The sequence below is a fragment of the Microbacterium sp. Y355 genome (assembly GCF_059445345.1).
Window position 1 is genome coordinate 2,441,180 of sequence record NZ_JCAIUD010000001.1, and the last position, 24,046, is coordinate 2,465,225.

General features: G+C 64.9%; 23 protein-coding genes and 1 pseudogene. 8 read left to right on the forward strand and 16 right to left on the reverse strand.

The window, feature by feature from the left end; genetic code table 11:
• Positions 1-5: 5 nt before the first annotated feature.
• The 3 genes and pseudogenes from AC1C2O_RS11660 to AC1C2O_RS11670 all read right to left on the reverse strand — a co-directional run.
• On the reverse strand, positions 6-998 hold the full coding sequence (locus AC1C2O_RS11660; protein ID WP_495430600.1) for an ABC transporter permease: 993 nt from the start codon (positions 996-998) through the stop codon (positions 6-8).
• On the reverse strand, positions 991-1,797 hold the full coding sequence (locus AC1C2O_RS11665; RefSeq protein ID WP_495431730.1) for an ATP-binding cassette domain-containing protein: 807 nt from the start codon (positions 1,795-1,797) through the stop codon (positions 991-993). The genes AC1C2O_RS11660 and AC1C2O_RS11665 overlap by 8 nt, the downstream gene beginning before the upstream one ends.
• A 189-nt stretch (positions 1,798-1,986) precedes the next feature.
• Positions 1,987-2,517: pseudogene (locus AC1C2O_RS11670) on the reverse strand (ATP-binding cassette domain-containing protein); the annotation flags it as partial.
• Positions 2,518-2,729: 212 nt separating this feature from the next.
• On the opposite strand from AC1C2O_RS11670, the gene AC1C2O_RS11675 reads away from it, so the two are divergent.
• The 5 genes from AC1C2O_RS11675 to AC1C2O_RS11695 all read left to right on the forward strand — a co-directional run bounded on the left by AC1C2O_RS11675 (position 2,730) and on the right by AC1C2O_RS11695 (position 8,305).
• Positions 2,730-3,863, forward strand: coding sequence for an FAD-dependent oxidoreductase (locus tag AC1C2O_RS11675; RefSeq protein WP_495430601.1), 1,134 nt, complete (start codon positions 2,730-2,732; stop codon positions 3,861-3,863).
• Positions 3,864-3,984: 121 nt separating this feature from the next.
• On the forward strand, positions 3,985-4,443 hold the full coding sequence (locus tag AC1C2O_RS11680) for a MarR family winged helix-turn-helix transcriptional regulator (protein WP_495430602.1): 459 nt from the start codon (positions 3,985-3,987) through the stop codon (positions 4,441-4,443).
• 29 nt (positions 4,444-4,472) lie between these two features.
• Positions 4,473-5,183 carry a purine-nucleoside phosphorylase gene (gene deoD, locus AC1C2O_RS11685; RefSeq protein WP_495430603.1) on the forward strand — a complete coding sequence of 237 codons (711 nt, stop codon included), beginning with the start codon at positions 4,473-4,475 and terminating at the stop codon, positions 5,181-5,183.
• 71 nt (positions 5,184-5,254) lie between these two features.
• Positions 5,255-5,611 carry a zinc ribbon domain-containing protein YjdM gene (locus AC1C2O_RS11690; protein ID WP_495430604.1) on the forward strand — a complete coding sequence of 119 codons (357 nt, stop codon included), beginning with the start codon at positions 5,255-5,257 and terminating at the stop codon, positions 5,609-5,611.
• Between the two features lie 165 nt (positions 5,612-5,776).
• Positions 5,777-8,305 (forward strand): DEAD/DEAH box helicase, encoded by a 2,529-nt coding sequence (locus AC1C2O_RS11695; protein ID WP_495430605.1) that lies wholly within the window; start codon positions 5,777-5,779, stop codon positions 8,303-8,305.
• Here the strand turns inward: AC1C2O_RS11695 and AC1C2O_RS11700 are convergent.
• Together AC1C2O_RS11700 and AC1C2O_RS11705 are read right to left on the reverse strand one after the other, a co-directional pair.
• A complete protein-coding gene (locus AC1C2O_RS11700; RefSeq protein WP_495430606.1) occupies positions 8,302-8,880 on the reverse strand; it encodes a GNAT family N-acetyltransferase in 579 nt (192 codons plus the stop codon). The two genes, AC1C2O_RS11695 and AC1C2O_RS11700, sit on opposite strands and share 4 nt — an antisense overlap.
• 86 nt (positions 8,881-8,966) lie before the next feature.
• Positions 8,967-9,590 (reverse strand): M15 family metallopeptidase, encoded by a 624-nt coding sequence (locus AC1C2O_RS11705; RefSeq protein WP_495430607.1) that lies wholly within the window; start codon positions 9,588-9,590, stop codon positions 8,967-8,969.
• Between the two features lie 101 nt (positions 9,591-9,691).
• Between AC1C2O_RS11705 and AC1C2O_RS11710 the strand changes: the two genes are divergently transcribed.
• Complete coding sequence (locus AC1C2O_RS11710) at positions 9,692-10,378, forward strand: response regulator transcription factor (RefSeq protein ID WP_495430608.1); 687 nt, start codon at positions 9,692-9,694, stop codon at positions 10,376-10,378.
• A gap of 10 nt (positions 10,379-10,388) precedes the next feature.
• The gene (locus AC1C2O_RS11715) at positions 10,389-11,456 is read left to right on the forward strand and encodes a sensor histidine kinase (RefSeq protein WP_495430609.1); all 1,068 of its coding nucleotides are present in this window, start codon (positions 10,389-10,391) and stop codon (positions 11,454-11,456) included.
• 69 nt (positions 11,457-11,525) lie between these two features.
• On the opposite strand, the gene AC1C2O_RS11720 is transcribed toward AC1C2O_RS11715, so the two are convergent.
• On the reverse strand, positions 11,526-12,503 hold the full coding sequence (locus tag AC1C2O_RS11720) for a helix-turn-helix transcriptional regulator (protein WP_495430610.1): 978 nt from the start codon (positions 12,501-12,503) through the stop codon (positions 11,526-11,528).
• Between the two features lie 61 nt (positions 12,504-12,564).
• Between AC1C2O_RS11720 and AC1C2O_RS11725 the strand changes: the two genes are divergently transcribed.
• Positions 12,565-13,731, forward strand: coding sequence for an epoxide hydrolase family protein (locus AC1C2O_RS11725; RefSeq protein WP_495430611.1), 1,167 nt, complete (start codon positions 12,565-12,567; stop codon positions 13,729-13,731).
• Between the two features lie 102 nt (positions 13,732-13,833).
• Here the strand turns inward: AC1C2O_RS11725 and AC1C2O_RS11730 are convergent, their stop codons facing one another.
• From AC1C2O_RS11730 to AC1C2O_RS11775, 10 genes are read right to left on the reverse strand one after another with little or no spacing between them, the layout of a single operon-like run.
• Positions 13,834-15,258, reverse strand: coding sequence for an FGGY-family carbohydrate kinase (locus tag AC1C2O_RS11730; protein WP_495430612.1), 1,425 nt, complete (start codon positions 15,256-15,258; stop codon positions 13,834-13,836).
• Complete coding sequence (locus AC1C2O_RS11735) at positions 15,255-16,718, reverse strand: FAD-binding oxidoreductase (RefSeq protein WP_495430613.1); 1,464 nt, start codon at positions 16,716-16,718, stop codon at positions 15,255-15,257. Before AC1C2O_RS11735 ends, AC1C2O_RS11730 begins: the two co-directional genes overlap by 4 nt.
• A 57-nt stretch (positions 16,719-16,775) precedes the next feature.
• Positions 16,776-17,552: an SDR family oxidoreductase gene (locus AC1C2O_RS11740; protein WP_495430614.1), complete on the reverse strand. Its 777-nt coding sequence runs from the start codon at positions 17,550-17,552 to the stop codon at positions 16,776-16,778.
• Positions 17,553-17,557: 5 nt separating this feature from the next.
• Positions 17,558-19,057 (reverse strand): NAD-dependent succinate-semialdehyde dehydrogenase, encoded by a 1,500-nt coding sequence (locus tag AC1C2O_RS11745; protein WP_495430615.1) that lies wholly within the window; start codon positions 19,055-19,057, stop codon positions 17,558-17,560.
• Positions 19,054-19,998, reverse strand: a complete 945-nt coding sequence (locus tag AC1C2O_RS11750; RefSeq protein WP_495430616.1) for an NAD(P)-dependent oxidoreductase — start codon at positions 19,996-19,998, stop codon at positions 19,054-19,056. Before AC1C2O_RS11750 ends, AC1C2O_RS11745 begins: the two co-directional genes overlap by 4 nt.
• Before the next feature lie 20 nt (positions 19,999-20,018).
• Positions 20,019-20,537 carry a formaldehyde-activating enzyme gene (fae, locus tag AC1C2O_RS11755; protein WP_495430617.1) on the reverse strand — a complete coding sequence of 173 codons (519 nt, stop codon included), beginning with the start codon at positions 20,535-20,537 and terminating at the stop codon, positions 20,019-20,021.
• Positions 20,537-21,466 (reverse strand): glycine betaine ABC transporter substrate-binding protein, encoded by a 930-nt coding sequence (locus tag AC1C2O_RS11760; protein WP_495430618.1) that lies wholly within the window; start codon positions 21,464-21,466, stop codon positions 20,537-20,539. Before AC1C2O_RS11760 ends, fae begins: the two co-directional genes overlap by 1 nt.
• Before the next feature lie 50 nt (positions 21,467-21,516).
• A complete protein-coding gene (locus tag AC1C2O_RS11765; RefSeq protein WP_495430619.1) occupies positions 21,517-22,293 on the reverse strand; it encodes an ABC transporter permease in 777 nt (258 codons plus the stop codon).
• Between the two features lies 1 nt (position 22,294).
• Complete coding sequence (locus AC1C2O_RS11770; protein WP_495430620.1) at positions 22,295-23,353, reverse strand: ABC transporter ATP-binding protein; 1,059 nt, start codon at positions 23,351-23,353, stop codon at positions 22,295-22,297.
• On the reverse strand, positions 23,346-24,011 hold the full coding sequence (locus AC1C2O_RS11775) for an ABC transporter permease (protein ID WP_495430621.1): 666 nt from the start codon (positions 24,009-24,011) through the stop codon (positions 23,346-23,348). The genes AC1C2O_RS11770 and AC1C2O_RS11775 overlap by 8 nt, the downstream gene beginning before the upstream one ends.
• Positions 24,012-24,046 lie beyond the last annotated feature (35 nt).

A 24,046-nucleotide genomic window follows, 5' to 3' on the forward strand; every position in this document is an offset into this window, starting at 1 on the left:
TGCGACTAGTGCCGCCTCCGCCACGAGTTGGCGATGGCCGCGATCAGCAGTACGCCGCCGACGACCATCATCTGGATGTAGGCCGAGACGCTGAGAAGGTTCAGCGCGTTGGAGAGGATGCCGAGCAGGATCACGCCGAGGGCGGTGCCGATCATGGTTCCGCGGCCGCCTGCGAGCGAGGTCCCACCGATCACGACCGCGGCGACGGCTTGGAGCTCGATCGTGAGACCAGAAACTCCAGGGCTCGCCGCTCCGAGACGGCTGAGCATCATCACGCCGGCGACACCCGCAAGCAGGCCCATCAGCGCGTATAGCGTGATCTTGCGCGCTGCGACCGGGATACCGCTGAGCCGGGCAGCATCCTCGTTGCCGCCGATGGCGAAGCCGTCGCGTCCGAAGCTCGTGTATTTCAGGGTCAATCCGAGAACGACGCAGATCACGATCGCCATGATCAACAGGTACGGGATGCCACCGATGCTCGCGACGCCGAAGGCGCTGAGCTCGGCACCGGCGGAGATGCTCATTCCGTTGACGATGAACAGCGCCAGCCCATCCAGAAGCGTGGCGGCGGCGAGCGTCGCCACAAATGGTGCCACTCGGGTGAAGGTCACGACGAGGCCGTTGATGACTCCGACCGCTGTCGCTGCGAGGATACCGACGAGTACCGCGAGCATCGTCGGCGCTCCGCCCGCGACGAGCTGCGCCACCAGTGCCATGGTCACCACGGCGTTGGAGCCCATCGAGAAGTCGATGCCTCCGGAGATCATCAGCACGGTCAGGCCAGCGGCGAGGACGGCCAGGACGCTCACCTGGCGGAGCACGTTGACGAGGTTGGGTGCGGTGAGGAACACCTCCGACCCGATCGAGGTAATCACTACGACGATCAGCAGCACAAGTAGAAGCCCGCCGTGCCCACCCAGGTTGAAGAGTCGCTTCTCGCGAAGAGATTGCAGAGCGACGGTGGCAGTCATCGGGGGACGGACATCGGTGTCAGTCACGGTGGGTTCCTCCTACGGTGAGGGCGACGAGCTCGTCGCGGTGAGTTTCGGCGACGTTGAGGACGACCGTAGGCTCGCCGGCGCTCACGACGATGACCCGGTCAGCGAGGCGCTGGACCTCGGCGACGTCGGATGATGCCAGCAGCACGGCTGTCCCGCCGGCTGCGAGCTCATCGATGAGACGGTGGATGTCGGCTTTGGCGTGCACGTCGACGCCGTTGGTCGGATCTTCCAGAAAGCAGACGCGAGGGTCACCGTCGAGCCACTTGCCCAACAGCACCTTCTGCTGATTACCTCCGGAGAGCTGACCGACGGGTGGATCCTTCTGGATTGTGACGACGCCAAAGGATTCGCGAAGAGCCTGCGCCCTGCGGTGCAGGCTCCGCCAGTTCACCCAAGGCTTGGGTGTGCGGCGGTCCCCGGCGAGGACGATGTTCTCGTCGATGCCGAGCGTGCCGACAAGACCGTTGGCGAGCCGGTCGCCGGTGACACAGCGCAGGCCGCTGCGCAGCGCCCGGGAGACACTCCCCCAGACGACCTGCTGACCGTCCACCTCTAGCGTGCCTGCATCCGGTTTCGCCGTTCCGGAGAGCAGCGAAAAGAGCGCCGACTGCCCGTCGCCCGCGGGGCCAAGGACTGCCACGACTTCACCCGATCGCACGTCGATTGTCAGATCACGAAGGCGAGAGCCCGTGCTGACGGAGTCGATCCGCAGCCTGGTCTCACCCGGAGTTGCGCGATCGGTGGGGCGCTCAGAGGTAACGCTCTCGCCCGCGATCGCATAGACGAGCGAGGACATGTCCAGCTCGGTTGCGGGGACGGTGATCTGGCGTCGACCGTCGCGGAGGACGGTGACCCGATCGGCGATGTCGAGGATTTCGTCGAGGTGATGCGAGATGTAAACGATCGCGGTGCCCTGAGCTCGCAAGCGCCGCACGAGATCACGCACCTGTTCGGCTGCTGCTCCCCCCAACGACGCCGTGGGCTCGTCGAGGATGAGCACTCGCCCGCCGCGTCGCACTTCCCGTGCGATCTCGACCATCGTCTGCTCCGCTGCGGAGAGAGCGCCGGCGAGGGTGCGCTCATCGATGTCGAGGCCGATTCGCTCCAACGTCTTTCGTGCTTCGGTGTGCATGGCACGCCATCCGACCCAGCCTGCGCGACGCGGTAGGTCACCGAGAAAGAGGTTCTCGGCGACGGAGAGCTCCAGGACGAGATCCCGTCGCTGCGGGACGGTTGAAATTCCGTGCTCGCGGGCACGACGAGGGTTCAGCCCAGATAGCTCCTGGCCATCGAAATGGATCGCGCCACCGTCCGGCTCGTGCGCGCCGCTGAGTACGCCGACCAACGTCGACTTGCCCGCACCGTTCATTCCGACCAGCGCGTGCACCTCGCCTGGGCGCACATCGAAGTCAACGTCGCGCAGTGCCGCGGCACCGCCAAAGGACTTGGATACGCCTGTCACGACGAGGATGGGCACGCCCGTCGCCGCTGTCTGATTCGAGTCGAGACTCGTCATCACCACACTCCCTGCTTCGTCGCAGTTGGTTCACCGGCCATCGTCGGCCGGATCGGTGTGTTTCGAAATTAGTGGAACATTTCAGAACATATATATGTAATCATATGTTCTACGCCAGGGCGATACCTACGGAGAAATCCGTCGGAGAAACCCGGACAACTCCCCGCGAAGACGCGCGGAGTCACGAACCACGAAGATGTAGGTGAGAGAAAATGGCCAGAAAGATTCTCGTTGTCGGCGGCGGCATCGGCGGACTCTCCGCAGCGATCGCGATCCGCCAGGAGGGCCACGAGGTCCACGTCGTCGAGCGGTATCCCGATGCCCACGCCTCCGTGTTCGGCGTCGGCATCATCCAGCCGATCAACGCCCTGCGTGCCCTTGACGCTCTCGGTTGCGCCCAGGCGTGCATCGATTCCGGCTACCCCGCCAAGGCCTGGGGTGCGATGTACGACCACGGCGGCAACTTCATCCGCGACATCCACGGAACCCCCATCGAGAGCAGCACGCTGCCGCCGATGAACGGTGTTACCCGTCCTAGGTTGCACGAGATCCTCACGACTCGCGCGCTGGAGATCGGCGTGACGATCCAGTACTCCACCGCATTCGAATCACTCCAGGAACGCGACGACGACGTTCTCGTGACCCTGGAAGGCGGCGAACAGATTGTCGCAGATGCCGTGATCGGTGCGGACGGTGTGCGCTCGAAGGTGCGCGGCTATGTACTGGATGCCGAACTGCAGCCGCGCTACATCGGCCAGTCTGCCTACCGGCAGAACATGCCAGGGCTGCCGGAGATCGACCGGATCATCCTGCAGGACGGCCCCAACGGCATGGCTGGTTTCGTGCCGATCGGGCCCGACCTCGCCTACATGTTCTTCAACAAGCCGATGGAACGCGGCGATCGCCCGGCCACCGAAGATCTCTCGAAGGCGCTGCACAAGGAGCTCGAGGGATACGGCGGCCTCGCCGGGCGTTTCCGAGACGAGTTCCTCAGCGAAGATCCGGCCGACATCGTGCTGCGCCCGGAAGAATCACTGATCGCCCCGGCACCCTGGCACAAGGGCCGCGTCATCCTCATGGGCGACGCTGTGCATGCGATCACTCCGCACCTCGGACAGGGTGCGGCGCAGGCGATCGAGGACGGCGTCGTGCTCGGCGAAGTACTCACGAAGCACGAGAGCCTGGAAGACGCATTCGTCGAGTTCACGCAGCGCCGCTTCGAGCGCTGCAAGCTGATCGTTGAGACATCGCTGAACATCGGCGAATGGGAGATGGGACGCCTCCCAGATTTCGACAACGTCGCGGCGACCATGCACGTGCTCAAAGAGATGGCGAAGCCCCTCTGATACGCACCACACGCTCCAGGTGTCCGGCCGAGGGTTCGCCTCCTTGGACTTCGGCCGGCACCTGGCCCCCTCCGTCTGTCGCGTCACCGTCGCCGCGACCTCGCCGATAAGCTGACATCCCATGGTGAATCCGGCATCCACGACGCACTCCGAGGTGAGCTCTGCCCTGCGCGAGCTCGCGTGGGCCATTCACCGCTCCGCACCAGAACGTGCCGGCGTCGGCCCGATCCCGACAACCGAGATCGCCCTGCTCAAGCAGGTGATCGACAATCCGGGTTCAACGATCGGTGATCTCGCAGCGGCGCTCGGGCTGCAACAGCCGAACGTCAGCACGGCGATCCGCGTGCTCGTGGCACGGGCGTTCGTCACTCGGCAAAAGAGCGAGTCCGACCGTCGCGTGTCGTTGATCTTCCCGACGGAACTCGGTATCTCTGAGCACACCGCGATCTCGGAAGCGTGGTCGAGTCCCGTGGATGCCGCGCTGGAAGAGCTGACCTCCGAGCAGCGTGCCGCGCTGGACGCTGCGGCAGATGCAATGACCGCTCTGCATCAGAGTCTGCGGCGAGCGTCGGTCAACTAACGTCTCAGACTGCTCGCTACGCTGGATGCATGAGCACGCACATCGCAGCCGCACCCGGCGAGATCGCACCCATCGTCCTGTTCCCCGGTGACCCACTGCGGGCGAAGTGGATCGCCGAGACGTTCCTTTCCGACGCGGTGCTGTACTCCGAGACCCGCGGGATGCTGGGATTCACCGGCACCTGGAATGGGCACCGCGTCTCGGTGCAGGGCTCAGGCATGGGGCAGCCGTCGATGGCGATCTACACCAACGAGCTGTTCAACGAATACGACGTGCAGACGATCGTGCGAGTCGGGTCGTGCGGCGCGCTGACCGAGAAGCTCGCGCTGCGCGACATCATCATCGCGAACGGCGCCTGCACCGATTCGGGCATCAACCGCGTGCGCTTCAATGGACTCGACTACGCGCCGGTCGCCGACTTCTCGCTGCTACGCGCGGCGGTTGAGGCGAGCGAGGAACTGCCGCTTTCGTCGAATGTTCACGTCGGGCTGCTGTTCTCGAGTGACCAGTTCTACAGCACCAGGCCTGAGCTGAATGAGCCCTTCGTGAAGCACGGCGCCCTGGGCGTTGAGATGGAGACGAGCGGGCTGTACACGCTGGCCGCGTACTACGACCGCCGCGCGCTGAGCATCTGCACGGTCTCTGACCACCTCATCACGGGCGAAGAGACGACGGCCAAGGAGCGCGAGCAGACCTTCGGCGACATGATCGAGATCGCGCTGCGCGCAGCGACCGCCTGACCACGCCGCACGGTGCCGCGACGCGTCGTTGTCATGTTGCGAGTCGGGTGAGGTTCGAGGAGCATGGAACCATGCCCGACTCTCTTCCCCTGTGCCCCGAGTGCTCCAGTGAGCACGCGTATGAGATGGGCGCGCTGCTCGTCTGCCCGATGTGCGGACACGAATGGTCACCGACCGAGTCTGAGTCCGCCTCAGAGGATGCCGACATCGCTCTCGTCGTGAAGGACGCTGTCGGCAACGTGCTGGCCGACGGCGACACCGTCGTCGTGACCACCTCCATCAAGGTGAAGGGGTCGCAGGCGATCAAGGCAGGAACCAAGGTGCGCGGTATCCGTCTCATCGATCCGGTCAACGGCCATGACATCGACTGCAAGGTCGACGGATTCGGCCCCATGCTTTTGAAGTCAAGCGTCGTCAAGAAAGCCTGAGGCTGCTGAGGGCCACGGCACCCGTCTCTGCGGTTCATAACTCCGCAAATTTGGACCAGTTCGGGCTGTTTCGGCCCGTGTGATCGTCATCATGCGCCAATTCTGAGGAGTTATGAACGCTGAGCGCGCATGCCGGTCAGCTCAGTGAGGGATGATCGAAGGACCATGACTTCCTCCGCGCGCCTCGATCCGACCTCCCTGCGCGACGATGCGGGAGCCGTCGACCCTGATGCCGTGTACATGGCGTTCGTCGAATGGGCTGAGTCCACAGGCATCCAGCTCTACCCGGCGCAGGACGAGGCGATCATCGAGATCGTCTCCGGGCAGAACCTGATCCTCTCGACGCCTACCGGCACCGGCAAGTCTCTCGTAGCGATCGGCGCACATTTCGCCGCCCTCGCTGAGGGCCGCCGCAGCTACTACACCGCCCCGATCAAGGCTCTGGTGAGCGAGAAGTTCTTCGCGCTCGTCGACACGTTCGGGCCCGAGAACGTCGGGATGATCACCGGCGACTCGTCCGTGAACGCGGATGCGCCGATCATCTGCTGCACGGCCGAGATCCTCGCGAACCTCGCCCTGCGTCAAGGCCCTACGGCCGACGTCGGCCAGGTCGTGATGGACGAGTTCCACTTCTATGCCGACCCCGAACGCGGGTGGGCATGGCAGGTGCCGCTGCTCACTCTGTCGCAGGCTCAGTTCATTCTGATGTCGGCGACCCTCGGCGACGTCACTGCGTTGGCTGAGGATCTGACCCGTCGCACCGGCCGCGAGACCGCAACGGTAACCGGAGTCGAACGACCGGTGCCGCTGCACTTCTTCTACGAGATGACGCCCATTCACGAGACGGTCGATGACCTGCTGAACACCAGCCAGTCGCCGATCTACGTCGTGCACTTCTCGCAGGCCGCCGCCATGGAACGTGCCCAGGCACTGTCGAGCACGAAGATCGCGACGCGCGAGCAGCGTGACGCGATCGCCGCCGTCATCGGCGAGTTCCGCTTCACCACGGCGTTTGGCAAGACGCTGTCCAAGTTCCTGCGCGCAGGCATCGGTGTGCACCATGCCGGCATGCTGCCGAAGTATCGGCGACTCGTCGAGCAGCTCGCACAGCGCGGCATGCTGCGCGTCATCTGCGGCACCGACACCCTCGGAGTGGGCATCAACGTGCCGATCCGCACGGTGCTGTTCACGGCGCTGACGAAGTTCGACGGCACACGGATGCGCCAGCTGAATGCCCGCGAGTTCCACCAGATCGCAGGGCGTGCTGGCCGGGCGGGATTCGACACTGCGGGAACCGTCGTCGTTCAGGCACCGGAGCATGAGACCGAGAACGCCGCAGCGATCAAAAAGGCCGGCGACGACCCGAAGAAGAAGCGAAAGTTGATCCGCAAGAAGGCCCCTGACGGGTTCGTGTCGTGGGGGGAGCCCTCGTTCCGCAAGCTCATCGATGCGGAACCCGAGACCCTCACCTCGCACATGCAGATCACGAGCGCGATGATGCTCAACGTGATCGGCCGCGGCGGCGACGTGTTCGGAAATATACGCGCACTGATATATGACAACCACGAGCCACGAGCCCGACAGCGAATGCTGGCCATCCGCGCGCTGGGGATCTATCGGACGCTCCGCGAATCGGGCATCGTCGAGCAGTCGGCCGATGGCACGATCAGCCTCACCGTCGATCTGCAGCCGAACTTCGCCCTGAACCAACCGCTGTCGCCGTTCGCTTTGGCCGCGTTCGAACTGCTTGATCCGGATGCCGCCACCTTCGCGCTGGACATGATCTCGATCGTCGAATCGACCCTGGATGATCCTCGGGCAGTGCTGAGCCAGCAGGAGTTCCTCGCTCGTGGCGAAGCGGTCGCCGAGATGAAGCGCGAGGGCATCGAGTACGACGAGCGGATGGAGATGCTCGAGCAGATCACGTATCCGAAGCCGCTCGAGGAGCTGCTGGGCGCAGCGTTTGAGACGTACAGCGCCGCTCAACCGTGGATCCGTGACTTCGAGCTGCATCCGAAGGCCGTCGTCCGCGACATGTATGAGCGAGCCATGTCGTTTGGAGAATATGTCGCGTACTACAAGATCGCACGGTCCGAGGGCGTGGTGCTGCGGTACCTCTCTGACGCCTATCGGGCGGCGTCGCAGACCATCCCCGAAGACCTCAAGAGCGAGGATCTGCGCGACCTGATCGAGTGGCTCGGCGAGCTCGTCCGGCAGGTCGACTCCAGCCTTCTCGACGAGTGGGAAGAGTTGCGCGCAGGCATCGACAACGGGGTGGTGGATCTGCCCCGTCATGATGACGCACCGATCGTGCCGCCAGCTCCGAAGCGTCTCACGTCGAACGTGCGCGCCTTCCGGATCCTGGTGCGCAATGAGATGTTCCGCCGGGTGCAGCTCGCCGCACGTGAGGACGTCGATGCGCTGGCCGTACTCGATCCCACCTTCGGATCGGATGCCTGGGATGCCGCGCTCGACGGCTACTTCGCCGACCACGACGAGATCCTCACCGGTGCCGACGCGCGCAGCTCGAAGTTGCTGCTCCTGACCGAGGGACCCACGAGCTGGACCGTGCGTCAGATCATCGATGACCCGGCCGGTGACCACGACTGGGGCATCGCCGCGACCATCGATCTTGCGGCATCCGATGAGGCGGGCGAAGCCGTCGTCACGGTCACCGGAATCGATCGACTCTAGGCCCGTGGGCGGGGGCGGTCGATCCTCGATATGACGTGGAGCGGCAGATCGATCGGATTCTCCGGCTCCATCTCCCCTTCACCCACGCGCCGGAATCCGGCCTTCTCCAGGGCTCGCCACGACGCGATGTTGCCCGCCACGACAGACACGATGATCGCTGGACATTCGGGGTAGCTCGACCAGGTATCTGCGACGACCGCGCGGATGATCGCGCTGCCGAGGCCGCGCCCTGTGTGCGAGGGGTCCGCGATGAGGTAGTCGACGGTCACCGCTCCCGCCGGTACATCGACGATCGCGCTGAGCTCTATGAATTCCTCGGGGTAGTCGGCGATGCGGGAGCGCTGAACGAGCGCCACGGGTTGCCCATCCAGCGACACGAGCAGGTCCTCCCCCGCTTCCTCGCCTCGAGTGCCGGGGCCGAAATCCCGCGCGACTCCCTCTGGCGTAAAGTCATGCTGCCAGTAGCGGTGCACGTGAGGTCGCTTCAGCCACTCCGTGAGCAACGGGAAGTCGGTCTCGACAACCCGGCGCCACGCGACCAGAGGGTCGTCCGCGGGATCGGCGCGATCGTTCATGGAACTCCTCCTTGATGCTGCTCGCTCGGCGATGAGCGGGATGAGCCAGATCTGAGCAACCTACACGACCGCCTGCAGCGCGGGCCTCATCTCGTCATCCGTGGGTCCTCGGTCGGGTCTGCGTACATCTGAGGGCATCCGACGTCGAGTGCCTCCGGACGCAGTTCGTAGTGCCAGGACTCGTTCCCGTAGGTCTGGCAGAGGCCGTAATCGGAGCCGTGCTGCGCGAGCCAATCCAGCGCGCGCAGCGGTCCGATGTCGACGGCATCCCCCGTGACATGGGAGGAATTCTCCGGTGTCGCCACCCACCGTGCCGCTTCCTCTTCCGAACCGTAGGTCACAACGGCCTCGCGTAGCAGTTGCGCCTGCAACGCCTCCGAGCGCCAGCCGCTGTTGACCCAGAACTCGACACCGTCCGCTCTCGCATCCGTCGCTGCGCTGCGCACCGCGGAGATCAACTCCGGGTCGAGCCCCGCCACCGCAGGGGACGTGTCGTCGAAGACCGAGGGCTGCCCGCCGTCGCGGATGACCCCGTCGGCTTCGGTGACCTCACCCGAAGCCTCGACTCCGCCGCTTGACGCGAAGGAGGGGGAGGACGCCGAGGATGCCACCGCCAACGACTGCTGCACGGCGAAAGCCGCGATCACCACGAAGGCAAGTGTGGCGAGGGCGACCAGGACCCGGCGGCGTCGAAGTGTCGAGGGAGGCACAGAGGTAGTTTTCATATCTCCAGTGAAGACAGCCCGCCGTTGCCCTGTCGTATGCGGTTCTTCATACGCTCGCGATATGCGCCGATGCGTAGGATTCAGCCATGCGTGTGTTGATCGTCGAGGACGAGCCCTACCTCGCCGAGGCGGTGCGTGACGGTCTCCGGCTCGAGGCGATCGCTGCCGATATCGCAGGCGATGGCGACACTGCCCTTGAGCTGCTATCGGTGAACAGCTACGACATCGCCGTGCTCGACCGCGACATCCCCGGGCCATCCGGCGACGAGATCGCGCGCTGGATCGTCGACTCCGGCAGTGGTATCCCGATCCTCATGCTCACGGCCGCGGACCGACTCGATGACAAGGCCTCCGGCTTCGAACTCGGTGCGGATGACTACCTCACCAAGCCGTTCGAACTGCGAGAGCTCGTGTTACGCCTGCGCGCACTGGATCGTCGCCGCGCTCATTCCCGGCCGCCGGTGCAGGAGGTAGCGGGGCTCAGGCTCGACGCCTTCCGCCGTGAGGTGTACCGCGACGACCGGTACGTCGCCCTCACGAGGAAGCAGTTCGCGGTGCTGGAAGTTCTCGTCAGTGCGGCAGGCGGAGTCGTCAGCGCGGAAGAGCTGTTGGAGCGCGCCTGGGATGAGAATGCGGACCCGTTCACGAACGCCGTGCGCATCACCGTGTCATCCCTGCGCAAACGATTGGGAGAGCCGTGGTTGATCCGCACGGTTCCAGGGGTGGGTTATCGGATCGATGCGGATGCCGAAACGGATGCCGCAGATGGCTAGGCGCCCTGGCATGAGCGCGCGGCTGAAGCTCACGCTGAGCTACGCCGGATTCCTCATGATCTCGGGCGTGCTGCTAATGGCTGTTGTCGCCCTGTTCCTGTTGCGTTACGTACCAGATGGGCAGATCAGCGGGCCTGGACCATTCATCCCCAATCGCTCCGACCTGCTCCGCGCGTTCACCCCGCCGGCAGTCGCCGCACTCCTTTTCCTCCTTGCGCTCGGCTTGGTCGGCGGCTGGTTTCTGGCAGGACGGATGCTGGCGCCACTCACCCGCCTCAACGACGCCGCACGTCTGGCAGCCGAGGGATCGCTCTCGCATCGCGTTGACATGGCCGGCCCGAAGGACGAGTTCCGCGACCTCGCCGACGTGTTCGACACGATGCTGGCCAGGCTCGAAGCGCACGTCGAGGAACAGCGACGCTTCGCCGCCAACGCCTCACACGAACTGCGCACGCCGCTGGCGATCTCGCAGACGATGCTCGAGGTAGCGCGAGACGACCCTGATCGCGACGTCGACGTACTCATCGATCGACTGAAGGATGTCAATGCGCGGGCGATCGCGCTGACCGACGCGCTTCTTCTGCTGGCGCGCGCCGATCGCGGCAACTTCGAACGACGCAGTGTGGACCTGTCTCTCCTGGCGGAAGAGGCCGTGGAGACCCTGCATCCGCTCGCCGACCAACGCGGCGTCACGCTCCGCATCCGCGGTACGACAGCCGTCACCGGCGGGTCGCCGACGTTGCTTCAACAGCTCATCGTGAATCTGGTCCACAACGCGATCGTGCACAACCTCACCGCTGACGGCTGGATCGACGTGCACACCGAGTCGGGATCCGCGGATGCGGTCGTGATCGTCGAGAACACCGGCGAGGTCATCCCCGCGGGCCTCCTCGCGACACTGCGCGAGCCGTTTCAACGCGAGACGGCCCGATCCCGCGGCAAGGACGCGGCCCACGTGGGTACTGGCCTCGGCCTCGCGATCGCCGAGGGGATCACTCGCGCCCACGGCGGAACGCTAGAGCTGGAGTCACGAAGGAGCGGCGGGCTTGTCGTCACGGTGCGACTGCCCGCGGCGTGAGGCCGGCGGCACCTCGATGGGCTGAGAACGCACGCTTGGGCGGAGGAATCCTGGAAACGTCTCCGCCCATCACTGCGAAGTCCGCCCGTCCGCGCGGGCGCGGCCTCGCAGCATCCGCTCCGCCACGTCCCCCAGCGCCTGGCGCACCTCGTCACCTTCGAGCACCTCGAACTCGATGCCACTCATCCCGATGTAAAGCGCAAACTCCTCGGGCGTACGGGACCCGGCGGTGAGGATGCTGGTGCCGTCGCCGCTGTCAACGACCTCTGCGACGGTGGCACCGAAATGCTGCGACACCACGGCTGCCGGCGCGTGCATCCGCAGCCGTGCGCGATAGGGGTAAGGCGCCGTCGTGATGCTCCGAGTGGTGAACTGTCGCAGCGCCTCATCGGGGATGTCACGTCGAGGAAACTCATCCCGAAGCATCGCCGGCCGCCGCAGACGATCCACCCGCAGGGTGCGCCACGCCTCCCGCTCTGAGTCCCAAGCGACGAGGTACCAGCGCTCGGTGGTGTGCACGATGCGGTGCGCCTCGATGATCCGCACCACCTCGACGCCGTCATGGCGCGTGTAGTCGATCCGCAGTCGCCGCCGCCCCGCGATCGCCGTGGCAAGAACGGTGATGACCTCGAAGTCGATGTCCTGTCGTCCCCCAGCGAGCGGCACCATCGCGCGCTCCACGTCGACGATCTGCTGTCTCGTCGATGGCGACAGCGACTGTTCCAGCTTCGCGAGGGCGCGCGCCGAGGCATCCTCCATCCCGGTGACCACGCTTGTCGCGGCTATCCGCAGCCCGATCGCGATCGCGACCGACTCGTCGGGGGCGAGCGCGAGGGGCGGGACTTCTGCGCCGGCGCCGAGTCGATAGCCGCCGTGCCGCCCGCGCGTGGCTTCGACGCCATACCCGAGCTCGCGCAGATCGTCGATGTCGCGCCGCAGCGTGCGGTCACTCACTTCGAGGCGCGCGCGCAACTCTGCGCCGCTCCACTCTCTGCGCACCTGGAGCAGTGAGAGGAGGGCGAGAGTGCGTCCGGTGGTTCGAGTCATGCCCTCATCCTGTTCTTGTATCAGGACATATTGTGGCCGTTTACGGCGAGAGAGTGAAGACATGAACACGAAACAGACCGACGCTCGTATCCAGCCCTTCCGCATCGATATCGCCGACTCCGCCGTCGACGACCTCCGCTCACGTCTCGCGAACGCCAGGTTTGAGCAGCCACTCCCGGTCGACGACCGCAGCACCGGCATCCCGTTATCCGAACTGCGGACCCTCATCGCCCGCTGGGCGGCCCACGACTGGCGTGCGACCGAAGAACGGCTCAACGCCTTGCCCCAGATCATCACGAACATCGACGGTCAGAACATCCACGCGGTGCACGTGCAGTCGGCGCATCCGGATGCAACTCCGCTGCTGCTCATGCACGGTTGGCCCGGATCTTTCCTCGAGTTCGAGAAGCTGATCGGCCCGCTGACGGATCCGGTCGCGTATGGCGGCGAGGCATCCGATGCGTTCGATGTGGTGATCCCGTCACATCCCGGCTTTGGGTTCTCGATGCCGCTGGTCGGCCATGATTGGAAGCGCAGCGACATCGCCGTCGTGATGCTCGAACTGATGACCCGTCTCGGCTATGACCGCTTCGCCGTGCAGGGCGGTGACATGGGCGCCGGTGTCGCTCCGGAGTTGGGGCGCCTCGCACCCGACCGTGTGATCGGCGTGCACGCGAACGGCTCGCTCGGCACGTTCGTCGGTCAGATCGACGACGAGACTGCGGCTTCACTCACGCCGTTGGAACAGGACCGACTGCGTCGAGTCGGCGAATTCATGCAGAAAGAGTTCGGCTACATCGCGATCCAGTCGACTCGGCCCGCACTGATCGGTGCGATGCTCGCAGATAGTCCCGTCGGTCAGTTCGCGTGGATCCTCGACAAGTTCCAGGAGTGGACCCACCCCGCCGACACTCCTGCAGCTGACCTCGTCGGCGAACAGTTCCTGTTCGACAACGCCTCGCTGTACTGGCTCACGTCCACCGGCGGCACGGCGGCATACGTCGGCTACGCCCAGGATGCCGGATGGGGCACAGTGCCGGAGAGCTCGGGCGTGCCCACCGCCGTGATCGTGTTCGCACACGACGTGGGGCTGCGCTTCGCCGAGGAGAAGGCGAACAACATCGTGCGCTGGACGGACGTCGAGGGTCGCGGTGGGCACTTCGCCGCCCTCGAGGAGCCCGAACTGTTGCTGGCCGACGTGCAGGAGTTCTTCCGGTCGTTGCGCTGAGCGCGGCTCAGATACGCCGCCTCGGGCGGAGAACGCAGTGATGGGCGGAGGAATCCACGAGAATCCTCCGCCCATCACTGCGAAGTCCGCCCATCGCAGCGGCTATCCCGCGTCGGAAGTGCGCGCGGTGATCGCCTGCCACTCCAGGAACAACGGATCCAGGTGCCGCGGGAGCAACGAGTACGCCTCGCGCACGGGCCGGTACTCACGCACCCATTCCGGCTCAGGTTCGAATCGGTCGGCGGCATGAACTGTCGCCGCGACCGCTGCATCCCACGACGGATGCACGCCGACACCGACGAACGCAGAAATGGCTGCTCCCATGCCCGCAGCATCGGTCAGTCGGTTCCGCCGCACGGGCCGTTCGAACACCGCCGCGAGAATGCGCATCATCAGATCTGACCGTGAGCCCCCACCGGAGACGATCACGCTCTCGAATCGGTGCCCGAGCGCAGCCTCCAGAGCGTCGACATGCCCTTTCATAGTGAGGGCGATGCCTTCGAGGATGGCACGGTGGATATGAAATCTTCCCTGGCGGCCGTCGAATCCCAGCAGTGCTCCTCGTCGGTGCGGTGCATCGCCAGGGGCAAGCCAGTCCAGAACAGCGAACAGCCCGTCGCTACCAGGGGCGATACCGTTCGCGCCCTCGTTGAGCTCCTCGTCCGTGATCCCGCGCTCGTCCTCGAGCAGGTCTCGCCACCAGCTCACGGTCCACATGCCCCGACGGATACCACTGCTCTCGTACAGGTACCGTTCCGGCTCCGCCGCGAAATTCACCCAGTAGCTCTCGTCGATAGCGATCGCGTCCCGTCCCACCGTCATCGCCGCGATGTAGGTGCCGAGCGAGAGAAGCGCGGTGTGATCGTCGCGCAGGCCTGACCCGAGCGCCTCGACGGCCTTGTCGTTCGCGGTGGCATAGACAGCCAGCCCGATAGGGAGTCCGGTCGCAACTGACGCATCATTCGTGACCGTTCCGAGCAGTTCGCCCGGCTGCACAAGCTCGAAGAGCTGTTCCGTGCGCATACCGGTACGCACGTATGCGCACGGATCGTCAGACCAGCGCCACTGCTCCTGATCAACAGGCCACATCCCCTGTTGGTTGCCGACACTGTCGCGCCGTTCACCGGTCAGACGATGAGTCAGGTACCCGGACGAGGTCGTCACATATCGCACCAGGGCATTCTGCTCGTGGGCCCTCGACACGCGCTCATCCATCCAGCTGAGCACCGGCTCCACGAGCCCGCCGTTCTCGTCGAGCAGTGCACGGCAGAAGCGGATCGTGCACAGACCCACCCCGACGATGTGGGCCGGATCCCCAGGGAACTGGGAGAGCGCGTCACGACAGGCCTCGACGATCGATTCCCAGAGATCATCATCAGGATGCACGACGTGCCCCGGCGCCGGGGACTCGGTTGCGCGCAGCCGACGCTGCGCCGAGGCATGGACCGCGCCGGTCTCATCAACGATGAGCACCTTCGTCGATTGTGATCCGCCGTCGATGGCGACGACGTAGCGGGGTGCGGTCACGCTTCGAGCGGGAGGATCGTGCCCGCGTTCATCACGCCGTTCGGGTCGAACGCCTGCTTGAGCCGCTCCAGCATCGGGTACGCCGAACCGTGCTCCTGGCGAGTCCAGGGTGTGCGGTACTTGCCGATGCCGTGGTGGTGCACCATTGAACCTCCCAATCGCAGCGCTTCCTCCACGATGATGGCATTGAGGGGCACGTGATAGAAGTCGATCTCCTCTCGCGGCTCACAATCGATGTTGTAGTCGTATACGAAGTAGAGATTGGTTCCGGTCTGATAACTGTGCGACGAGTGCGCTCCGAGCATCGTGAGGTGATCAGCACGAGGGTATTCGGAGCGGATGCGGTCGATCACCGCGTGATAGAGGCTGCTCACTCCCGACCAGTTGATCGACACCTCGGTGGTGTATCCGAGATGCGAGTCGCGGAGCATCACCTCTTTCTCGGCGTCGATCTTGTCCTGGCCCCAGTTGAGTCCCTGGAACCACTTCTCGATGTGTTCTGACGCGACTTGCTGGTGCGGCCGCCCGGCGAATACCGCCTCGATGCCGGCAGCGGTCGCAACAACCAACGGCTCAGGGCCTTCGGCAGTGAGCACGACTACCGATTTGCCCTCGGAGAAGTGCGAGAAGTGCTGGTTCGCGTCTTCGGGTGAATACACCCGGCAGACCGACGGCCGGTACCCCGCCGTGACGAGCTCACGCAATGCCTCGACGCCGACCTCGAACTCGTCGACGAGGAAACCGAAGAAGCAAGTGTTCTCCGGTTGGTACGGGAAGACCTTCACCGTCACCTCGGTGATGACGCACAGCATCCCCTCGTTGCCGATGATGATGTGGCGGATGTCGGGCCCCGCCGCGCGACGCGGCACATTCTTGATGCGAGTCACAGTCCCGTCCGGGAACACTGCTTCAAGCCCGATCACCATGTCCTCGATGGCGCCGTAGAGGGTCGAGAACTGACCGATCGATCGGGTCGCGACCAACCCGCCGTACTGCGCGAGCGGCTTCGACTGCGGCGAGTGCCCGGTCGTCAGCCCGCGCTCACGAAGTTCGTCCTCGAGCTGCTGAAGCGGGACACCGCACTGCACAGTGACCATCATGTCGGTCTCGTTGACGTCGAGGATGCTGTTCATCCACGATCCGTCCAACACGATCGTGTCCTCGACGACCGTCTCCAGGCCGCCTTCCGTCGCTGTTCGGCCGGTTCGTGGCACGACGTTGACGAGATTGTCGTTCGCGAAACGCAGGACAGCGGAGACCTCCTCGGTAGTTCGGGGGTAGGCGATGATCGCGGGAATCGGCCCGTCGAAGATGCCGTGCACTGACTGGTATTTCTTGAAGCGGTCGACGCTGGCGAGTTCGAGTTCGCGCGGATCGGTGTCGACCGCGTCAGCGCCGAGGAGCGCGGTCACTCGTGTGACGATCTCGTCGCGGGTGAGGGCGGATCGTGATGCCGACATGGGAATAGCCTTCGCTTTCGGGAGTGGTTCGAATCAGTGAGGTCTGTGGGGAGCTGGTCAGCGGACCAGATAGCCGCCGTCGACAACGAGCACATGCCCGTTGACGTAGTCCGAGGCACGACTGGCGAGGAACACCGTCGCCCCCATGAGGTCTGCCGCATCGCCCCACCGCTCGGCGGGAATGTGCTCGAGAATCCTCCGGCTTGCTTCGGGGTCGGAGCGTGTCGACGCGGTGATCGCCGTGGCGAAGTACCCCGGAGCGATCGCGTTGACCTGGATACCGTCTGCGCCGAGCTCGTCGCAGTAGGCCTTGGTGAAGCCTACGATCCCCGCTTTCGTCGCGGCGTAGGCGGGCGACTGCCTACCGCCGAGGAAGGCGAACAACGATGCGATGTTGATGATCTTCCCGCGCCCCTTCGCTCGCATGATGCGGCTCGCCTCGTGCGCGAGTTCGAATGGCGCCGTGAGGTTCACGGAGATCATCGGGTCCCATTTATCGCGGTCGAAGGCCTCGACATCGTCGAGCAGCGCGATGCCAGCGGAGTTGACGAGCACGTCGAGCGACCCGAAGCGGTCGACGCAGGCGGCGACGACGTCCGCTGGCACACCGCGCTGAGCGATGTCCGCCTCCAGGAAGGCGTATTCTCGTCCCTCTGCCTCGATCAGGCGTCTGGTCGTCCCATCATCGTCGGCGAGGCCAGCGACGAAGACGTTCGCGCCCGCCTTGGCCAGGGCCAGGCTGAACGCCCGGCCCAGGCCCGTGTTGCCGCCGGTGACCACGGCTGTCTGTCCTTCAAGCGAAAACAGATCCAGCGAGAAGTCGGTGATGTCCATGCTCGCTATCCTTCCGGTGCGAACGGGTCGGCGATGTTCACGTATCGCGTCTCAAGGTACTCATCGATTCCCTCAAACCCGCCCTCGCGGCCTAGTCCGGACTGTTTGACGCCCCCGAACGGAGCTGCCGGGTTAGAGACGACGCCGGCGTTTATCCCGAACATGCCCGTTTCGAGTCGCTCCGCGAGGCGGAGCCCCCGGTTGAGATCTGACGTGTACGCAAAGGCGACGAGTCCGAACGGCGTCCGGTTGGCGATTTCGATAGCCTCCTCTTCGGTATCGAACACGACGATCGGTGCGACGGGACCGAAGATCTCCTCGTCGAGGATCGCCGCGTCTGCGGGCACGTCGGCAAGCACTGTCGGCTCGTAGAAGTAGCCGGCACCCGGCAACGCGCGACCGCCGAGCGCAAGCGTGGCGCCGTCAATCACTGCGCTGTCCACGAGTTCGGCGACCTTGGTGCGCGTCGCCTCGTCGATGAGCGGACCCATCGTAGTTTCGGCATCCGTTCCTCGACCGATTTGGAAGCGCGCAATGCGCTCGGTGAACAGGCGTGTGAACTCGGCGGCGACCCCGCGCTGAATGAGGAAGCGGTTGGCTGCGACGCACGCCTCCCCACCGTTGCGCATCTTCGCCAGCACTGCGCCGTCGACGGCCTTCGACAGATTCGCATCATCGAAGACGAGGAACGGCGCGTTGCCGCCGAGCTCCATCGAAACGCGTAGCACCTGCTCTGCGGAGTCAGCGATCAGCCGCCGCCCCACCTCGGTGGAACCGGTGAAGGAGAGCTTCCTCAGCCGCGAGTCGCGGATGAGGGGGCCGGTGACGGCGCCGGCACTCGTCGTCGGGATGACGGTGAGGACGCCATCCGGCAGTCCCGCTTCTCGCAGCACCTCCGCGAACAACAGAGCTGTCAGCGGGGTGAGCGCTGCGGGCTTGAGCACCATCGTGCAACCGGCTGCGATCGCGGGGGCGATCTTGCGGGTCGCCATCGCCAGCGGGAAGTTCCACGGGGTGATGAACAGCGAGGGCCCGACCGGGGTCTTCATCACGACCAGGCGACTCTTGCCGTCCGGCGCCATCGCGAATCGACCGGAGATGCGCGGCGCCTCTTCCGAGAACCACCGCAGGAACTCCGCACCGTAGGCAACCTCGCCGCGTGACTCCGCAAGAGGCTTGCCCATCTCGAGCGTCATCAGCAGAGCGAAATCCTCCGTCCGCGCAGTGACGAGTTCGAACGCACGGCGTAGTATCTCGCCGCGCTCGCGCGACGGTGTGGCCGCCCAGCGCTCCTGCGCGGCCGCCGCGGCGGCGAGTGCCCGCTGGCCGTCCTCGGGCCGAGCATCCGCAACCTCGGCGAGCACCTTGCCCGTCGCAGGATCAGTCACTGCGAATCGGGCACCGCCCTCGGCATCGGTCCATCCGTCGCCGAGAAGGAGCTGTGTTGGAACTCGCTCGAGCAGCTGCTTCTCACGTGCGTCAGCGCTGAGATCCGTGCCGGTCATGCCTGCTCCTCCGATCCGGCGAGCGCGAGCTCGGGCACGAGTCGGAGTTCGCTGTGGATGAGGTCCTCATACAGTCGGAACGGAGTCATCTCTCCTGCTTTGTCGCCGTAGGACGCGCGCGCCCGCCGATAGATCTGCTCGACCAACGATGAGAGCTCGACAGGTACCCCGACCGACCTCGCCAGGTCGATCGACAGTCCCAGATCTTTGCAGGCGAGGGCGATAGCGAAGCCCTCGTCGTAATCGCCGTTCTCCAGGATGGAGAGCACGTCGCGTTCGACGAAGGTGCTGTTCGCAGGGCTTGCGATGAGCGAATCACGCAACACCGCCAGGTCAACCCCTGCGCGTACGCCCACGGCCAGGACCTCTGCGGTCGCCACCAGGTGCGAGAACCACAGCTGGTTGATCATCAGCTTCACGGCGTATCCCGCACCGTGACCGCCGACGTGAAGGATCCGATCCGGGTCGCCCATGGCTTCCAGGACGGGACGGACTCGTTCGACGTCTGCGGCATCCCCACCGATGAAGATCTGCAGCATGCCCGATGCCGCGCCCTTCGCCATGCCGCTCACCGGGGCGTCGAGGATGCGCAACCCACGTGCACTCTCCTCGGTGCGTACCCGGTCGGCCACTTCTGGCACCGATGTGGACATGTCGATCCATGTGCCCCCGTCTGCGATCCCCTCCAGGATGCCGCCGGGACCGCTCACGACGTCGGTCACGTGACGCGGCGTCGGCAGCATCGTGATGATGATGTCGCTGGCGGCAGCGACCTCGGCCGCCGTCGCAGCCCAGCTCGCACCGGCGGCGACGAGCGATGCCGCCGCCTCCGGTCGGACGTCTGTCACGACGAGGCGGTATCCCGCCTTCTGCAGGTTCGAGGACATGCCCGAGCCCATGCTGCCGAGGCCGATGAAGCCGACCGTCGGGGTAGTGACCATGCTTATCAGATCTCCAATACTCAGTCGGCCGGGGCCGTGTAGAAAGGGTTGTGAGGTGCAGACCGTGCGTCGAGAACCTCTTCGGTGCGTGGCAGGCCCTGCGAGCCATTGCGCAGCGCAGTGCGGGTTGCCTCCCGGTTGTTGCGGTACACGGCATCCGCGTCATCCGCCCCCGGGTTCACCCAGACCGCGGTGATCACGACGTTGTCGTCGACAGCATCCGCGGGGAGCGTGCCTTCAGCGACCGCATCTGCGACGCCCGCAGCAACACCTGCCTGCGCTGGCCCCCAAATGTGGGTACCGTGCTCATCGCTTGCCGGAGCCGCTTTGGTGACGAAAAGCGTCAGCGGTTTGACGGGAAGAGAGGGACGCAGCACCGCAACAAAGGGCACGTGCCCTTGGCTTGGTGTTGCCAGAGCAGTCGCCCAGGCCGTGCCAGCCGGTCCGGAGCGAGCGCCGTACACACTGTTGATGTGCGCGGCATTAACTCCCTCTCCAATGAAGCTCTCTCCGAGTTCGAGTGTGGAGTCGTCGGCCATCAGATCAGCTCCTGCTCTTCGAGCCAGTCGATCGCGACATCTTCGGGGTCTTCACCCTCGACGTCGACGAGAGCGTTCAGCTTCTGCATTTCCTCCGTAGTGAGCAGCGGAGAGATCTCTGCGATGACATCGGCAATCGCCGGGTATTCGTCAAGGACCTCCTGGCGGATGGTGAAACCGCCCTGGTAGGAGGGGAAGAACTCTTCGTCATCCTCCATCACGACCAGATCGAGAGCGGGGATGCGTCCGTCGGTCTGGAAGACCTCGCCGAAGTTGCAGTCATCGCCCTTCTGCGTCGCGGTGTAGATGACGCCGGTGTCGAGCATCGTGACGTTCGAGTCAGGAACATCGATCCCGTATGCGGCCTTGAGTCCCGGCCAGCCGTCGTCTCGTGTGGAGAACTCGCTCTCGATGCAGAACGTCTGGTCTTCGGCCGGGAGCGCCGCGACGTCACTCATGGTCTTCACGCCCAGTTCCTCGGCCTTGTCAGCGCGGACGGCGAATGCGTAGGTGTTATTGAGGGGTGCGGGATCCAGCCAGGCGAGGTCCTTCGCAGCGTCGGCCTCCTTGACTGCGTCGAACTGCGCCTCAGCGCCCTTCACCGGGGTGGTGTTGCCGTTGTACGTAATCCATGAGGTGCCGGTGTACTCCCAGTACCCGATGAAGTCGCCGTTCTCCAGCGCCTGGCGCACGTTTGCCGAGCCGACCAGCTTCACGTTCGCTTCGAGGTCGGCGCCGTGCGCGTTGAGAAGCTCGGTGGTGATGTACGCGAGGATGTACTGCTCTGAGAAGTCCTTCGACCCGACTTGACCGGTCAGTCCGTCGAGTTCGCCGCTGGCGCTCTCGGTGCCACCGGAGCTCGAGCATCCGGCAAGAAGGAGCGCACCCGCGGCAAGCGCGGTGACTCCAGTGATGAGGTTTTTCTTCATGACTGCTCCTTGGTGTGTGAAGGGAGATGCGTGCAAAGGTCGAAACGAGATCAAAGTCCGCGGGGACGGACTGCTTCTTCGACGAGACCGGCGATCCAGTCGATGAGGACGGCGATCGCGGCGACCAGCACCGCGCCGACGAGCAGCACAGGAAACCGCTGCAGCTTCAGTCCGTTGACGATCATGTCGCCGAGACCACCGGCGTTGATGAACGTGGCTATGGTCGCGACGCCCACGCAGAAGACGAGGGCGGTACGAAGGCCCGCGAGGATCACCGGCGAGGCGAGCGGAAGCTCAATGCGGCGCAGCACCTGCCCGGACGTCATCCCCATGCCTCGCGCCGCTTCTTTGACTCCGGCGTCGACCTGCTCCAGGCCGACGAGTGTATTGCGCAGCACGGGGAGAAACGAGTACGCGACGAGAGCAACGAGAGCGGTAGCGAAACCGGTCTGCCAGACGATCGCCAGCAGGATCACGACTCCGACTGCCGGGGTCGCTTGGCCGATGTTCGCCAGCCCCAACGCGAAGACGTGCACGATCTTCGAGCGACTGCGGTAGACGCCGATGCCCGCGGGAATCGCGAGGACTGCGACAAGCGCGGAGGCGGCAGCGGTGAGCAAAAGGTGCTCGCCTACCCGAGACAGGATGTAGTCCGGGTTGAGGGTACGCTGCTCGATCGAGTCCAGCGGGATCGTCGCCACCCACACGAGCGTGACCACGAGGACCGCGCCGACGACGAGAGGTGCGGCAGATATCCGTGCGACCGAGCCGAGCCGACGACGGGGAACAACGACCGACGTCGCTTGAGTCGCGGAGATGACAGTCATCTCAGCGCGTCCCCTCACCGGCGGAAGTACCCGGCGCGTCTGTGAGCACCGCCGAGATCCCGACGTTGTCAATGGATCCGCGCACGCGCCCGTCGGAGTCAACGACGTTCACGGTCGACGCTCCAGTGACCATGAGCAGGTCCAGCGCGTCACGTAGCGAGAAGTCGAGACTGATCTGCGGGGAGCCATCGGATGCCGGGAGCAACTGTGCCTCTGTGAGGGGGATGAGAGCGAGCCGCTTCAGCGCCGCGCCCTGGCCAATGAAGGATGCCACGTACTCGTTCGCCGGGTTCGCGAGGATGCGCGCAGGGGTGTCGAACTGCTCGATGTGAGAGCGGTCACTGAGCACGGCGATTCGATCTCCGAGCCTGATCGCCTCATCGAAATCATGCGTGACGAAAATGATCGTCTTGCCGATGTCGGCCTGTAGCCGCAGGAACTCAGCCTGAAGCTTCTCGCGCGTGATCGGGTCGGTCGCGCCGAACGGCTCATCCATGAGCATGACGGGTGGATCGGCCGCGAGAGCGCGTGCGACCCCGGCTCGCTGCTGTTGGCCGCCGGAAAGCTGCTTCGGGTAGCGCTTGGCGAATTGCCCGGGGTCAAGCTGCACAGTTTGCAGTAGCTCGTCGACGCGCTCCGCGGTCTTCGCTTTCGACCAGCCGAGCAGACGCGGCACGACGCCGATGTTCTCGGCGATCGTCAGGTGCGGGAAGAGCCCGATCTGCTGGATGACATAGCCGATGTGGCGGCGGAGCTGATTCGGATTCATCGAGAGGATGTCTGTGCCGTCGATGCGGATGGAGCCGCTCGTCGGCTCAATGATGCGGTTGACCATCTTCATCGTCGTCGTCTTGCCGCATCCGCTGGGGCCGACGAACATGACGAGTTCGCCGGGTTCGACGTGCATGGAGAAGTCTTCGACGGCCGGAGCATCCTGGCCCGGATAGACCTTGCTGACGCCTCGGAGTTCGATACCTACGCCACGCTGCTTCTGCGCGATCGCAGAAAGGAAACCGGTGTCGGTGGAAACCTTCTGTGTGTCGGTGGTGAGATCAGGCACGGAGACCCCTCGAGGTTGTGTATCGGGAGATGAGCACGAACGCTCCGTCGACGAGGAGCGCGAGGACGATGACTCCGACGGTTCCGGCGAGCGCGTAGTTCAACGCGTTCTTCGAGCCGAGCGACGAGAGTCCTTTGAAGATGTACTGGCCGAGGCCGGGGCCGGCGACGTATGCCGCGATCGCAGCGATGCCGAGCGAGAGCTGTGCGGCGACGCGAGTGCCGGTGAGGATAACGGGCCACGCGAGCGGCAGCTGAGTGGTGAGCAACACCCGCGGCTTGCTCATGCCCATCGCTGTGGCCGACTCCAGGATGTGGGCGGGAATCTCACGGAGTCCGACCACGGTGTTGCGGATGATCGGCAGCAGCGAGTAAAAGACGAGGGCGACGATGGTGGGCCCCCAGCCGAGGCCGAGGATCGGGCTGAGCAGCGCGAGCAGCGCGAGCGACGGAATCGTGATCGCGACGGATGCCGAGGTGATCGCGATTGCCCGCGGCGTCGCACGATCCCAGACGAGTAATCCGAGAACCACTCCGATGACGAGCGCGATGGCGAGGGAGATCACCACGACGAGCAGGTGCTCGGCCGCCAGCTGGAGGATGTCTTCCCAGCGGCGTTCGAGGAACTTCGTGACGTTGTCGAGATCGAATCCTGACACGGACTGTCGCTCCTTTCTCAACGGTGAGGGGATCG